The organism is Stappia sp. G46H5W, assembly GCF_058448995.1.
This window is the reverse complement of sequence record NZ_JBZFLL010000001.1, coordinates 1,092,398-1,106,608: the sequence shown is the minus strand read 5'-3', so window position 1 is coordinate 1,106,608 and position 14,211 is coordinate 1,092,398. Positions and strand designations below refer to the sequence as shown.

Here is a 14,211-nt window from a genome sequence, read left to right as displayed (position 1 = left end):
GATGCGGCCTGCCGTCACATGTTCGGGTAGTTCGGGCCGCCCGCGCCTTCCGGCACCGTCCAGGTGATGTTCTGGTTCGGGTCCTTGATGTCGCACGTCTTGCAATGGACGCAGTTCTGCGCGTTGATCTGGAAGCGCGGGGCGTCCTCGCCTTCCTCGATCCACTCGTAGACGCCGGCCGGGCAGTAGCGGTTCGACGGGCCGGCATAGACATCGTGCTCCGACGTCTTCTGCAGGGTCTCGTCCTTCACCTTCAGGTGGATCGGCTGGTCTTCCTCATGGTTGGTGTTCGACAGGAACACCGAGGAGAGCTTGTCGAAGGACACCTTTCCGTCCGGCTTGGGATAGGCGATCGGGCTGTGCTTGGCGGCCGGCTCCAGGCTCTCCGAATCCCGCTTGCCGTGCGAGACGGTGCCGAAGAAGGAGAAGCCGAAGAGCTCGTTCGTCCACATGTCGAGGCCGCCGAGCATGGTGCCGAACAGCGTGCCGTAGCGCGACAGCAGCGGCTTGACGTTGCGGACCTTCTTCAGGTCCTTGCCGATCTCGCTTTCCCGCCAGGCCGTGTCGTAGCCGGCAAGCTCGGCATTCGCCTCGCCGCGGCCGAGCGCGGCCATGACTTCCTCTGCTGCCAGCATGCCCGAGAGCATGGCGTTGTGAGAGCCCTTGATGCGCGGCACGTTGACGAAGCCGGCGGAGCAGCCGATCAGCAGGCCGCCGGGGAAGGAGAGCTTGGGCACCGACTGCCAGCCGCCCTCGGTGATGGCGCGTGCGCCATAGGCGATGCGCTTGCCGCCCTCGAACGTCTCGCGGATCGCCGGATGGGTCTTGAACCGCTGGAACTCCTCGAACGGGGCGAGGTAGGGGTTCTTGTAGTTGAGGTGGACGACGAAGCCGACCGCGACCTGATTGTCCTCCAGATGATAGAGGAACGAGCCGCCGCCGGTCCTGTTGTCGAGCGGCCAGCCGAAGCTGTGCTGCACGAGGCCCGGCCGGTGCTTCGACGGGTCGACCTGCCACAGCTCCTTGATGCCGATGCCGAATTTCGGCACGTCGGAATTCGCATCGAGATCGAAATGGGCGATCAGCTCCTTGGCGAGCGATCCGCGCACGCCCTCGGCGATGAGGACATACTTGCCGCGCAGCTCCATGCCGCGGGTGAAGTTGGCATTGGGCTTGCCGTCCCGGCCGATGCCCATGTCGCCGGTGGCAACGCCGACCACGGCGCCGGTGTCGTCGTAAAGCACTTCGGCCGCGGCAAAGCCGGGATAGATCTCGACGCCGAGCGCCTCGGCCTTCTCCGCCAGCCAGCGGCAGACATTGCCGAGCGAGACGATGTAGTTCCCGTGATTGTTCATCAGGGACGGCATCATGATGTTCGGCAGCCGCATGGAACCTGCAGGGCCCAGCACCAGGAAGTGGTCAGCGGTCACCGGCGTCTTGAACGGCGTATCCGCCTCCTCGCGCCAGCCCGGCAGCAGCTTGTCGACGCCGATGGGATCCACCACCGCGCCCGACAGGATATGGGCGCCGACCTCGGAGCCCTTTTCCAGCACGACGACGGAAAGGTCTTCGCCCTTCTCCTCGGCGATCTGCTTGAGCCTGATGGCTGCCGACAGTCCGGCCGGTCCCGCGCCGACGATGACGACGTCGAACTCCATGCTCTCGCGTTCGCCAAGCGTCTCCGTGTCGCTCATGCCTCTCTCCCTCTCGTGCCGCGTGCCTCGGTCTAAGGGTTTCTGTTTAGTGCAGCGCGAAAGAGGCCGCAATGTCGATAAACCGATGGCAGTTATATGACGTTTACGTAAGAGTAATATCCGAAACGCTTTGCGGGACGTCAAGGTCGGGGCAATTGCGCTTGTCCCGGCGATGCGGCACAACAGCTCCATGGAACCTGCTGACCCGACCGACCAGAGGCAAGACGACCGTCCGTCCGTGATGGATGGGGAGGGCGAGCGCAAGGTGTCCTCGGCGCTCGAGGCGCTGCTCGACTTCTATATCTCCGCGGGAGCCGACGGCTGGCTGGAGCTGGACCCGGCGGACGCCTTCGCCCTGTCCGAGGCGCCGCGCCCGTCGATGCAGGCAGCTTCGGGGCGTGCGGCACCGGCCGCAATGCCGCCTGCTGCACCCGCGGCGCCTGCGCGGCAGATGCCGCCCCAATCTCCGCAACCGCGATCTGCTCCGCCGATGCAGCCGGCGCCCGCTCATGCACCGGGCGCGCCGGTGGGCGGTGCGGCGGTCGTTCCGGGCGATGAAGTGGTGGTTGCCGCCCGCGAGGCGGCGCGTTCGGCAGCGACGCTGGACGAGCTGCGCGACACGCTGGCCCGTTTCGACGGCTGCAACCTGAAGCTCACCGCCAAGTCGCTGGTCTTCGCCGACGGGCCGGCGGATGCGAAGGTGATGTTCGTCGGCGAGGCGCCGGGCCGGGAGGAAGATGCGCGCGGGTTGCCCTTCGTGGGGCGCTCGGGCCAGCTTCTCGACCGGATGCTGGAGGCCATCGGCCTGGCGCGCGGCGAGGTCTACATCACCAATGTCGTGCCCTGGCGCCCGCCGGGCAACCGCACGCCGAGCCCGCAGGAAACCGAGATCTGCAAGCCCTTCATCCTGCGCCAGATCGAACTGGTGCAGCCGAAGGTGCTGGTGTTTTTGGGCGGAGCTTCGGCCAAGGCGCTGACCGGCGTGCAGGACGGCATCCTGCGGCTGCGCGGACGCTGGCTGGAACTGCCGCTGGGGCCGACCGCGCAAGGGGTGACGATCCGGGCGATGGCAACGCTCCATCCGGCCTACCTGCTGCGCAGTCCGGTGCAAAAGCGCTATGCCTGGCGCGATTTCCTGGCCATCAAGGCCGCGCTGGACGAGGCTTCCGGTACCTGACGGCGGCTCTTTTATCGCCGCGCAGCAGACCTATATCCCGAAGATACCGGTATTTCCGCCGGACCACTTCGAGCCCGAGGACACCCCTTGTTCGACAGCCTTCGCAAGCGCCTTCCCGGAAAATGGGGCAATGTCCCCACCACCATCCCGGTGGTGCGCCTTCAAGGGGCGATCGGCATGGCCTCGCCCCTGCGCCCCGGCCTGTCGCTGGCGACCGTCGCGCCGCTCCTCGACAAGGCCTTCTCCTTCGATGCGCCGGCGGTGGCGCTGATCGTCAACTCGCCCGGTGGCTCGCCCGTCCAGTCGCGGCTGATCCACGACCGCATCCGCCAGCTCGCCGGCGAGAAGAAGAAGGACGTTCTCGTCTTCGTCGAGGATGTGGCGGCCTCGGGCGGCTACATGCTGGCGATTGCCGGCGACGAGATCGTCGCCGACGAGAACTCCATCGTCGGCTCCATCGGTGTGGTGTCGTCCGGCTTCGGCTTTTCCGAGGCGATCTCGAAGCTCGGCATCGAGCGACGGGTGCACACGGCCGGTGAGAACAAGGCGATCCTCGATCCGTTCCGCCCGGAGCGCGAGGAGGACATCGTGCATCTGAAGGCGCTGCAGCAGGAAGTGCACGAGAGCTTCATCGCCCTGGTGCGCCGTCGCCGCGGCGACGTGCTTACCGATGCGCCGGACCTGTTCACCGGCCTGTTCTGGACCGGTGCGACCTCGCGCGATCTTGGACTGATCGACCGGATCGGCGATATTCGTTCGACCCTGCGCGAGCGGTTCGGCGAAAAGGTGAGAATGCGGCTGGTCGGCGGACCGCGCTCGCTGTTCTCGCGTCGTCAGGGCGTGGGGGTGGAGATTGGTGCCGGCCTGACGCAAGGCTGGGCGGACGAGGCGATCGGGGCGCTGGAGCAGCGTGCGCTCTGGGCCCGCTACGGACTGTGAGGATCGGGAGGACGGCATGGTCAACGTGATCGCGGCGGCAGGCCTCGCCATTGGCGGATATCTGCTGATACGAGCGGTGAGGCGGGAAATGTCGCGCGTCGAGCGCCGGGTGTCCGAAGCGGCCAAACGGGCGACCGGGGAACTGCCGGTCAAGACGCTGGAGCAGGATCCGGAGACGGGCCGCTATCGCCCGAAGGACTGAACCGGATTTCATTGTCCGCGTGCGTCGGGCGCCGCGAGACCCTCGCGACGCCCCGATGCACTGCGAACTCTAGCGGTGGGTAGAGATCGCCCCCTTCACCACACGCGGGCAGGTCGGCTGCACGATGATCGTGCCGTTGGGGTAGACGTAGCGCACGGTGTCACAGCTTGCCGCGGTGCTCGGCAGCGGCTTGCGCGGCAGGCCGCCAGGATAGTTCGACGCATGCGTCGGAGCGGCTGCCTGCTGGGCCTTCATGCACTTGGGGGTCGCGCACAGGATGACGCCGTCGGCAGCGCCCTTGTAGCTCCAGACCCGGCCGGACGAGGAGCCGCCCTGCGACTGACCGGCGCCGGCGCCCGCAGCCGGGCCGCCATTTCCGGCGGTGCTGTTGGCAAAGGCCGTACCGGCGGTACCCGCCATTGTCAGGGCGAGTACGGTTGCCAGGGTCAATTTTCGAAACGCGGTCATGTCACTTCCTCCGGATGTCGGACGGGGAACCATTCCCGGTGTCCGTATCTCGATGGCGCGGGATGTGTGTCCTCCCCGGTCGTCATCGCACTATGAACATGACGTAAGGTGAGATGCGCTGCTGTGACCCCGGGCACAGTTTTCCGTGATGTGCTGCCGGGCGGATCGGGCCTTGCGATGCCGCCATGTCTTGACGCCACCGGGTGTTGATGGCACCTCTCGCCCGGGCCCCGACGGGCCATCCATTCTTGCATTCAAGGACGACGCAGATGACGAGCGAGACGGTGCCTGCGCACATGCGGCCCGAAAACTCCTTCCAGGGGTTGATCCTGACGCTTCAGAGGTTCTGGGCCGATCAGGGTTGCGTTGTCCTGCAGCCCTACGACATGGAAGTGGGCGCCGGCACCTTCCACCCGGCGACGACCCTGCGCTCGCTCGGCCCGCGTCCCTGGAAGGCCGCCTATGTGCAGCCCTCGCGCCGCCCGACAGACGGGCGCTACGGCGAGAACCCGAACCGGCTGCAGCACTACTATCAGTTCCAGGTGATCATGAAGCCGTCGCCGGAGAACCTGCAGGACCTCTACCTGCGCTCTCTGTATGCCATCGGCCTCGATCCCGCCCTGCATGACGTGCGCTTCGTCGAGGACGACTGGGAAAGCCCGACCTTGGGCGCCTGGGGGCTCGGCTGGGAGTGCTGGTGCGACGGCATGGAAGTGTCGCAGTTCACCTACTTCCAGCAGGTCGCGGGCTTCGAATGCGCGCCGGTCTCGGGCGAGCTGACCTACGGCCTGGAGCGCCTGGCGATGTACATCCAGGGCGTCGATAACGTCTACGACCTCAACTACAACGGCCGCGAAGGCGCCGAGAAGGTGACCTATGGCGATGTGTTCCTGCAGGCCGAGCAGGAATATTCCCGCCACAACTTCGAACATGCCGATACCGAGATGCTGTTCCGCCACTTCCGCGATGCGGAAGAGGAATGCCGCCGACTGCTCGACGCCGGCGCCAAGGCGCGCGAGGCATCGGGCGCGGCCGTGCACCAGGTGGTGCTGCCGGCCTACGACCAGTGCATCAAGGCGAGCCACGCGTTCAATCTGCTGGATGCACGCGGCGTCATCTCGGTGACGGAACGCCAGAGCTATATCCTGCGGGTGCGCGAGTTGGCCAAGGCCTGCGGTGCGGCATTCCTGGAGACGGAAGCCGGCGGGGTAGGGTATCAGGGCGGGATTTCGCTCGCAGGTTGAAGGCAGGTGTGCTAGCTGCTGCGATGTTTCCGTAAGGAGTCATTGCATGCACCATCCGGCCTTTTTCGCCCTTTCGGCCCTTTTTGCCGTTCTCGTTGCCGCCTCGCCCGCCCTGGCCAAGACCAAGGCGGGGATAACGCCTTTGTCCGTCTGCTCAACCAAGGGCGAGTGGGACAAGCTCAACAAGACGCTCCGGACCCGCGCCCACGCCTACAATTTCGAGTTCGTCGGGCGCGTCGACAAGAGCAACCCGAACCGGCAGGACAAGAACGCGGCCGCCCGCAGCGCTCTTGCCAGCTCGAAGAAGGGCCAGCCGGTCGACTTGAATTGCCGTCCGCTGCCGGGCGGCACGGTTCTTGTCGACGATGCCGGCGGCTTCTCCGGTTACATGTGCGTGCGGGCACCGAAGTGGAGTTCCTGCGGCTGGATCCACAAGCGCTATTTCACCGACTATTTCGGGGCTACCTCCGACCCCAAGGTCTGGCGTCGCAGCCCGAAGCAGGAAATCCTGTTTCTCTATCGCTGAGAGACAGCCGGCAGCGTCGGGTGCTCCACCGGCTGAGACGGGCAATGCTGCGCGGGCCGCTTTCGCGCTGCCGGTGACCTGCGTCACATTCCCTTCAACCAATCCGGTTTCCACTGCAGCCTGCTTGCAGTAGCGTTACGCGCTTAATGTGACTGGAGAGGGTATCGCCTGATGGCCACCTGGATCGTGCTCGCCCTGATCGCCCTGATCGGCCTGTACCTCGTCTACATCTACAATGATCTGGTGCGGAAGCGGCAGATGGTACGCGAAGGCTGGAGCGGCATCGACGTCCAGCTCAAGCGCCGCTCCGACCTCATTCCGAACCTCGTCGAGGCGGTGAAGGGCTACGCCACGCACGAGCGGGCGGCGCTGGAGGCGGTCACCGAGATGCGGGCGCAGGCGGCGGGTCTCGATCCGGCGGACGTTGCCGGCCGTGCGCGCGCCGAGGGCATGCTGTCCCAGGCGCTCGGCAGGCTCTTTGCGGTGGCCGAGGCCTATCCGGACCTCAAGGCCAGCGCCAATTTCCGGGAGCTGCAGTCGTCGCTGGAAAGCGTCGAGGATGCGCTGCAACTGGCCCGTCGCTACTACAACGGCGCGGTGCGCGCGCTCAATGTCGTGGTCGAGAGCTTCCCCTCCAACCTGGTGGCCGGCCGGTTCGGCTTCACCCAGGAGGAGTATTTCGAGATCGACGACCCGGCCGAGCGGGCGGTGCCCAAGGTCAGCTTCTAAAAGGGCAGTCCTGCCATGCGCGCGCCCGCCTTCCTGATCGCCTTTGCTGCGTTTTGCGCTGCAGGCCTGTTGGTGCTCGCCCCTGTCGCGGCGCATGCGGACGAGCGCATCCTCGCCTTCAACTCCACCATCGAGGTGGCGAGCGACGGCGAACTGACCGTCACCGAAACCATCCGCGTGCGCGCCGAAGGCAACCAGATCCGCCGCGGCATCTTTCGCGATATCCCGCTGGTCTTCGAGACGGAAAGCGGCCGCAAGGCACGCGCCGGCTTCGACCTCGTCTCGGTGGAACGGGACGGCGAGGAGGACGGCTATTCGGTCAATCGCGGCGGAAGCGGCGTGCGCATCTATATCGGCCGCGAGGAGACGTTCCTGCAGCCGGGCACCTACACCTACACCATCGTCTACCGGACCGACCGTCAGGTGCGCTTCTTCGAGAACCACGACGAGGTCTACTGGAACGCGACCGGCAACGAGTGGGATTTTCCGATCGACCGGGCGACGGCGCGCATCGTGCTGCCGGAAGGGGCGGCCATTGCCGCCCATACGGCCTATACCGGACCTTATGGCGCGTCCGGCCAGGATTACACGTCGCGGCTCGAGGACGGCGGACGCAGCGTCGTGTTCGCCACGACCCGGCCGCTGGGGCCGCGCGAGGGCCTGACCGTCGTCGCCGAGATGCCGAAGGGCGTCGTCACGGAGCCGACGGCGGATGAGGCGTTCGGCTATTTCCTGCAGGACCATCTGGCCGAAATCCTTGGCGGCATAGGCCTCGTCCTCGTCCTTGCCTATTACCTTTGGGCCTGGTGGTCGGTGGGCCGCGATCCGCCGAAGGGCGTGATCTTCCCGCGCTTCGAGGGACCGCAAGGCATTTCTCCGGCCCTGTCCAACTATGTTGCGCGTAAGGGCTTCGGCGATGGCGGCTGGCGCGCTCTCTCCGCGGCCTGTCTCAGCCTCGCAGTGAAGGGCAAGCTGGTGCTGGACGATCTGGCCGGCGACCTGACGCTGACCCGGCCGGAAGGGACGCGCGGCGACTATGCCGGGCTGCCCAAGGGCGAGAAGGCGATTGCCAGCTGGCTCGACAACCGCGATGGCAGCTTCACCGTGTCCAAGGCCAACGGGACCTCGGTCCAGAAGCTCGGCAACAACTTCCGTGGTGCCATCGAGGGCGAGAACCGCAACCGCTACTACAAGACGAACCGGCTCTACCTGGTGCCGGGCGTTGCGCTGTCCGTGCTGACGATCTTCGTGCTGCTTGCCTTCGGCAATCTCAGCGAGGAGCAGATCGCGCTGATGATCCCGATCTTCATGGTGACCTTCGTCGTGGTGATGTTCGCGGTGCAGATCGGCAAGGCGTTCCGGCGCTCCGCCGGCATGGTGCTGCGCGTCGCGATCACGGTCGTCGTGTTCAGCTTCATCACCATGGGGCACCTGATCGCATCGGCTGCTCTGCTGCAGCTGCAGGGCGACATTCCCCCGCTCGCGCTGATCGCCGTGGCGCTGCTGTCGGTGAACATCCTGTTCTTCTTCCTGATCGGGGCCCCGACCGCGCTCGGCCGCAGCGCGATGGACGAAATCGAGGGCTTGAAGATGTATCTTCAGGTCGCCGAGAAGGGCCGGATGAACATGCAGGGCGCCCCAAAGATGAGCCCCTCGCATTTCGAAACCATGCTGCCCTACGCGGTGGCGCTCGATGTGGAAAAGCCCTGGTCGAAGGCCTTCGAGGCCTGGCTGCTGACGGCGGCCGGGGCGGCCGCTGCGGCCTCCTATGCGCCGGGCTGGTATTCGGGGCGCGGCTTCGACGCGCACAACATCTCCGGCACGCTCGGCAAGAGCGTCGAGGCCATGTCTGGCACCTTCTCCTCCTCGCTTCCTGCCCCCAAGTCGTCGAGCTCCGGCGGGGGCGGAGGCGGCTTTTCCGGCGGCGGCGGCGGCGGCGGTGGCGGTGGTGGCTGGTAGGCATATCGGCCCTCGCTCTCACGCGCGGGGGTGACTTTTTCCCCCGCTCTTGCTAACGGACGCGCAACAGTCACGGTCGCCGGCTGCCCGGCTGCCCAACCATTCGAGACCTCCCGATGCCCGATCTTCTCCTGGAGCTTTTCAGCGAGGAAATTCCCGCCCGTATGCAGCGCCGCGCTGCAGAGGACCTGAAGTCGCTGGTGACAAATGCGCTGGTCGAGGCGGGCGTCACCTATGAGGGCGCGAAGGCGTTTTCCACCCCGCGGCGGCTGGCGCTGCATATCGCCGGGCTGACGGCCGGCTCGAAGCCGACCCGCGAGGAGCGCAAGGGTCCGCGCGTCGGCTCGCCGGAAAAGGCGCTGGAAGGCTTCCTGCGCGGCGCGGGGCTTGCCTCCATCGACGAGGCGCAGGTCGTCTCCGATCCGAAGAAGGGCGACTTCTACGTCGCGGTGATCGAGAAGCCCGGCCGCTCGACGCCGGACATCGTCGCCGAAGTGATGCCGGGCATCATCCGCGGCTTCCCCTGGCCGAAGTCGATGCGCTGGGGCAGCGGACAACTGCGCTGGGTGCGCCCGCTCCACTCCATCGTCGCGACCTTCGGGCCGGAGACCGAGGAGCCGGAAGTGGTGCCCTTCGAGATCGACGGCATCGTCTCGTCCAACACGACGCGCGGCCACCGTTTCCTGTCGCCGGATGCCTTCGAGGTGCGGCGGCTGGAGGACTATGCCGACAAGCTGGAGAAGGCGAAGGTCGTGCTCGACGCCGACCGGCGCAAGGACATCATCGTCAACGATGCGCGCAACCGCGCCATGGCGCTGGGCCTGGAACTGGTCGAGGACGAGGGCCTGCTCGAGGAAGTCGCCGGCTTGGTCGAATGGCCGGTCGTACTGGTGGGCAGCTTCGACGAGGCGTTTCTGGAACTGCCCGATGAGGTCATTCGCCTGACCATCCGCGCCAACCAGAAGTGCTTCGTGATGCGCGATCCGGCAACCGGGCGCCTGTCCAACCGCTTCGTCGCCGTCTCCAACATCGTCGCCTCCGATGGCGGCGCGACGACCATCGCGGGCAACGAAAAGGTGATCCGCGCCCGCCTGTCCGATGCCCGCTTCTTCTGGGAAACGGACCTCAAGGCGCCGCTGGAAAGCCGGCTGCCGAAGCTCGATAGCGTGGTCTTCCACGAAAAACTCGGTACGCAGGGCGCGCGGGTGAACCGCCTCGAGGCGCTGGCGCGCGAGATCGCCCCGCTGGTCGGAGCCGATGTGGAAAAGGCGGCGCGCGCCGCGCGCCTTGCCAAGGCCGACCTGCCGACGCAGATGGTCTACGAGTTCCCCGAGCTGCAGGGCCAGATGGGCCGCACCTATGCAGAGCTGCAGGGCGAGGATGCCTCCGTCGCCCGCGCCATCGAGGAGCACTACAAGCCGCAGGGCCCGTCCGACGAGGTGCCGGCCGATCCGGTCGCCGTCGCCGTGGCGCTCGCCGACAAGCTCGATCTGCTCACTGGCTTCTGGGCCATCGACGAGAAGCCGACCGGCTCCAAGGATCCCTTCGCGCTGCGCCGCGCTGCACTCGGCGTGATCCGCATCGTGCTGGAGAACGGGCTGCGGCTACGGATGTCCGAGTTGCTTGCCAGCGCCAACGCGGCGATGGCGGCAGCCGGCGGCGAGCTGCGCCAGGATCTCCTCTCCTTCTTTGCCGACCGTCTGAAAGTGCATCTGCGCGAGCAGGGCGCCCGTCACGACCTCATCGACGCGGTCTTCGCGCTGGAGGGGCAGGACGACCTGTTGATGGTGGTGCGCCGGGTGGAGGCGTTGGGCGCGTTCCTGGCGACCGAGGACGGCGCGAACCTCCTGGCCGGCACCAAGCGCGCGGCGAACATCCTGCGCGCCGAGGAGAAGAAGGACGGCGCCGCCATTTGCGGTGCGCCCCATGCCGACCATCTGGCCGAGCCGGCGGAGATCGCCTTGGCAGCGGCCATCGACACGGCCCGCTCGCAGATCCGCGATGCGCTGTCGCGCGAGGATTTCGCCGGCGCAATGACGGCGCTGGCGGGCCTGCGTGCGCCGGTCGACACGTTCTTCGACGACATCCTGGTCAATGCCGAGGATGCGGACCTGCGCCTCAACCGCCTGCGGCTGCTCGCCGAGATCCGCGAGGCGACCCGCGAGGTTGCCGACTTCTCGAGAATCGCCGGCTGACGGGCCGGTTTCAGAACCAGCAAAAAGGGCGCGGAACCGGCAGGTCCCGCGCCCTTTTCATGTCCGGATGCGGCAGATGCCGCCCGCCTTATTCCGCAGGCGTGCCGGCCAGCCGTGCGACCGGCTCTTCCTTGATCGGCCAGTGGACGATGGCCGCGAAGAGACCGAGCGCGATGCCGAGATACCAGATCACGTCGTAGGAGCCGGTCTGGTCGTAGAGCCGGCCGCCGAGCCAGACGCCGAGGAACGAGCCGATCTGGTGCGAGAAGAACACGAAGCCGAACAGCGTCGCCATGTAGCGCGGGCCGAACATCACCGCGACGAGGCCGGAGGTCGGCGGCACCGTGGAGAGCCACAGGAAGCCCATCGTGCCGGCGAAGATCAGCACGGTCAGCGGCGTTGCCGGCGCCATCAGGAAGAGGGTGATGGCAATGGCGCGGCCCAGATAGATCAGCGACAGGAAATAGGGCTTCGACCAGCGCCCGCCGATATAGCCTGCGGCAAGCGCCCCGAACACGTTGCACAGGCCGATCAGCGCGATGGCGATGGCGCCCCACTTCGGGTCGAGGCCGAGATCCGCGATATAGGGCGGCAGGTGCACGGTGATGAAGGCGACGTGGAAGCCGCAGACGAAGAAGCCGAAGGTCAGCAGGATGAAGCCGCGGGTGCGGAAGGCCTCGGAGATCGCCTCGGTGAGCTTCTGGTCGGCAATGGCCGAGCCGGGCACGTAGGCAGCCGGCTTGCCCTTCAGCGCCACCGCCAGGAAGGGAATGAGGACCATGAGGCCGGCCAGCACATAGAGGCTGTCGTGCCAGCCGAGCCCGTCGATGAGGCCCTGGCTGAGCGGAGCGAAGAGGAACTGGCCAAAGGAACCGGCCGCCGTGCCGATGCCGAAGGCGAGCGAGCGGCGCTCCGGCGTCACGGCGCGCCCGAAGGCGGCGAGCACCAGCGAGAAGGACGAGAAGGCAACGCCGAGGCCGATCATCACACCGCCGGCGACATGCAGCAGCAAGGGGCTTTCCGCCTGTGCCATCAGCAGGAGGCCGAGCGTGTAGACAACGCCGCCGAAAGCGATGGTGCGCGCCGTGCCGAAACGGTCGGCGATCATGCCGGCAATCGGCTGGGCCGCGCCCCACATGAGGTTCTGGATGGCGAGCGCCAGGGCGAAGATCTCGCGCGACCAGCCGCGCGCCTCGGTCATCGGCGTGAGGAAGAGACCGAGCGCGGAGCGCGGGCCGAAGCTGAGAAGGGCGATCAGGCAACCGCAGATGATGATCAGCGGCAGGTTGGCGGAGGCCTTGGGGAGGGGCGAGCCGGGAGACGGCGCGCGCGTCGCGGAGGTGGTCACGTCGTAGGGTCCTGTCACTGCGGCAGGTCAGGGCAAAGGGTCCGCTCGGCTGAAGAGCGTTGCTGCCGCCTGCCGGCATGCTGAGGGGGGCTTGCCGCCCGCGCGCCCGGGAGGGCAGCGCGAGACAAACGAAGCCGGTTGCCGGGATTATGCTCGATACGCAGGCCGTGAAAAAGCGAAACAATTTCATGTTTCGCTTTCACATCCCTGATGAATTCACGGAGGGTTTCGCGGCGGCAGACGCACTCAGATCGGTTGCTGCGCGAGGCCCTTGCCGTGGATCGGACCGGTCGGCAGGTTGGTCGGCGAGCCGCCCTCCGGCTCGAAGGTGATCTCGTAGAGCTGGTCGCGGCGCGGCGGCGGAAGGCCTTCCACCGACAGGCGCGTGCCCGTTCCGCTCGGCAGCAGCCCGAGCGAGACCGGCGGGCCTTCCTCGGTCGGCTTGGTCCACACCTGCATGACCTGGCCTTGCGGCACGGCGGCGCCGTCCAGCAGGGTGATCCAGGTGGTGTTGTCGGCTGCGCCCTCCACGAGGGCGACCGGCTTGCCGCCGGCATCCAGCAGGACGGCGACCACGGTCGGCTGCGGCATGGTGAGAAGCGACCAGCCGAGCGCGACGGCCAGAACCAGCGAGGCGGCGAGGCTGGCCAGCGCGGCAAGGCGCCAGCGGGTGTCTGCAGGCTTGTCGCCGCGGTTCCTGGCGGCAAGTGGAACGACATTACCGGCAGGCTTCTGGGCCTCGGCCGGCGCTTCGTCGAGACGCGCGGCGACACGATTCCAGAGCCCGTCGGGCAGGGGAACCTCGTCGGCGGTCGCATCCAGCTCCCCGAAGCGGACGCGGGTGCGCTCCAGCCTTGCGGCGACTACAGGATCGGCGGCGGCAAGCGCCTCGATCTCGGCCTGTTCCGCCTCGCTGGCGAGGCCGAGCACGACCTCGTCGATGCGTTCGTCAAGCGGGCGCTGCGTCATGACAGGCACTCCCGCAACTGAGTGAGGCCACGCCTCAACCACGCCTTCACCGAGCCGAGCGGCGCCTTCATGCGCCCGGAAATCTCGCCATGGCTGTAGCCGAGTACGTAGGAGGCAAGGATCGCCATGCGCTTGCTCGGCTCCAGGGCGGACAGGCAGCGCCTGAGGTCGCTGTTCGCATCCAGCCGGTGATAGGCGTTTTCCAGCACGCTTTCGTCCGCCGCTTCGTCGAAGGCCTCCATATCGCCATGCGGCACATCCCTCTCGCCCTGGCGCAGCAGGGTGAGGCAGCGGTTGCGCAGGATCGTGTAGATCCAGCCCGTGGCGCTGCCGCGCGCGGGATCGAACTGGCCGGCATTGCGCCAGAGCGCGACGAAGCTTTCCTGCACCGCGTCCTCGGCAAGGTCGCGGCGGCGCAGCATGCGCAGCGCAACGCCGAGCATCCGCTTGCCTTCATGGTCCATAAGGGTCTTCAACGCGGCACGGTCACCGGCGGCGCAGGCTGCGACAAGGGCGCTGTGGTCGATCAAGGTCCCGCTCTTCTTCAGCCGGTCATCGCGAACCTGCCCGGGAGGAGGGGCTGCGGCTCGCCTCGCAGTCGGTGCCGATGGTGGAGCTTTCGCTGCGACTTGGCAAAGGAAATCCGGAGCAGCTGGCAACCGGTCCGCCTCGGCGGGAACCTGCGGAAAGGTGTGGGATGCCATGGCGATGCACCGGCGATGCGGGGAGGAGGGAGCAGGGGCGGCACCCGGCGGCGCCGA

Annotated in this window: 13 protein-coding genes; 8 read left to right on the top strand and 5 right to left on the bottom strand. The window is 67.0% G+C overall.

What is annotated here, in order from left to right; genetic code table 11:
* Positions 1-14 precede the first annotated feature (14 nt).
* Entirely contained in the window at positions 15-1,694 is a 1,680-nt protein-coding gene (locus tag ACVJ6E_RS04595; RefSeq protein WP_120268708.1) for an electron transfer flavoprotein-ubiquinone oxidoreductase, read from the bottom strand.
* 241 nt (positions 1,695-1,935) lie between these two features.
* On the opposite strand from ACVJ6E_RS04595, the gene ACVJ6E_RS04590 reads away from it, so the two are divergent.
* From ACVJ6E_RS04590 to ACVJ6E_RS04580, 3 genes are all read left to right on the top strand, one after another.
* A complete protein-coding gene (locus ACVJ6E_RS04590) occupies positions 1,936-2,871 on the top strand; it encodes a uracil-DNA glycosylase (protein WP_120268709.1) in 936 nt (311 codons plus the stop codon).
* An 87-nt stretch (positions 2,872-2,958) separates the two neighbouring features.
* The gene (locus ACVJ6E_RS04585; RefSeq protein ID WP_120268710.1) at positions 2,959-3,810 is read left to right on the top strand and encodes a S49 family peptidase; all 852 of its coding nucleotides are present in this window, start codon (positions 2,959-2,961) and stop codon (positions 3,808-3,810) included.
* Positions 3,811-3,826: 16 nt separating this feature from the next.
* Positions 3,827-4,012, top strand: coding sequence for a hypothetical protein (locus ACVJ6E_RS04580; protein WP_120268711.1), 186 nt, complete (start codon positions 3,827-3,829; stop codon positions 4,010-4,012).
* 69 nt (positions 4,013-4,081) lie between these two features.
* On the opposite strand, the gene ACVJ6E_RS04575 is transcribed toward ACVJ6E_RS04580, so the two are convergent.
* On the bottom strand, positions 4,082-4,480 hold the full coding sequence (locus ACVJ6E_RS04575) for a hypothetical protein (RefSeq protein WP_147421853.1): 399 nt from the start codon (positions 4,478-4,480) through the stop codon (positions 4,082-4,084).
* Between the two features lie 296 nt (positions 4,481-4,776).
* Between ACVJ6E_RS04575 and ACVJ6E_RS04570 the strand changes: the two genes are divergently transcribed.
* From ACVJ6E_RS04570 to glyS, 5 genes are all read left to right on the top strand, one after another.
* Positions 4,777-5,724 (top strand): glycine--tRNA ligase subunit alpha, encoded by a 948-nt coding sequence (locus ACVJ6E_RS04570; RefSeq protein ID WP_199270633.1) that lies wholly within the window; start codon positions 4,777-4,779, stop codon positions 5,722-5,724.
* A 46-nt stretch (positions 5,725-5,770) separates the two neighbouring features.
* Positions 5,771-6,250 carry a hypothetical protein gene (locus ACVJ6E_RS04565; RefSeq protein WP_120268714.1) on the top strand — a complete coding sequence of 160 codons (480 nt, stop codon included), beginning with the start codon at positions 5,771-5,773 and terminating at the stop codon, positions 6,248-6,250.
* Between the two features lie 171 nt (positions 6,251-6,421).
* Positions 6,422-6,979 (top strand): LemA family protein, encoded by a 558-nt coding sequence (locus tag ACVJ6E_RS04560; RefSeq protein ID WP_120268715.1) that lies wholly within the window; start codon positions 6,422-6,424, stop codon positions 6,977-6,979.
* Between the two features lie 15 nt (positions 6,980-6,994).
* A complete protein-coding gene (locus ACVJ6E_RS04555) occupies positions 6,995-8,938 on the top strand; it encodes a DUF2207 domain-containing protein (RefSeq protein WP_120268716.1) in 1,944 nt (647 codons plus the stop codon).
* 116 nt (positions 8,939-9,054) lie between these two features.
* Entirely contained in the window at positions 9,055-11,133 is a 2,079-nt protein-coding gene (gene glyS, locus ACVJ6E_RS04550; protein WP_120268717.1) for a glycine--tRNA ligase subunit beta, read from the top strand.
* Between the two features lie 88 nt (positions 11,134-11,221).
* Here glyS and ACVJ6E_RS04545 read toward each other — a convergent pair whose 3' ends face one another.
* The 3 genes from ACVJ6E_RS04545 to ACVJ6E_RS04535 all read right to left on the bottom strand — a co-directional run bounded on the left by ACVJ6E_RS04545 (position 11,222) and on the right by ACVJ6E_RS04535 (position 13,980).
* Entirely contained in the window at positions 11,222-12,481 is a 1,260-nt protein-coding gene (locus ACVJ6E_RS04545; RefSeq protein WP_120268718.1) for an MFS transporter, read from the bottom strand.
* 246 nt (positions 12,482-12,727) lie between these two features.
* Entirely contained in the window at positions 12,728-13,450 is a 723-nt protein-coding gene (locus tag ACVJ6E_RS04540; protein ID WP_120268719.1) for an anti-sigma factor domain-containing protein, read from the bottom strand.
* Positions 13,447-13,980 (bottom strand): sigma-70 family RNA polymerase sigma factor, encoded by a 534-nt coding sequence (locus ACVJ6E_RS04535; RefSeq protein WP_491676398.1) that lies wholly within the window; start codon positions 13,978-13,980, stop codon positions 13,447-13,449. The genes ACVJ6E_RS04540 and ACVJ6E_RS04535 overlap by 4 nt, the downstream gene beginning before the upstream one ends.
* Between the last annotated feature and the right edge of the window lie 231 nt (positions 13,981-14,211).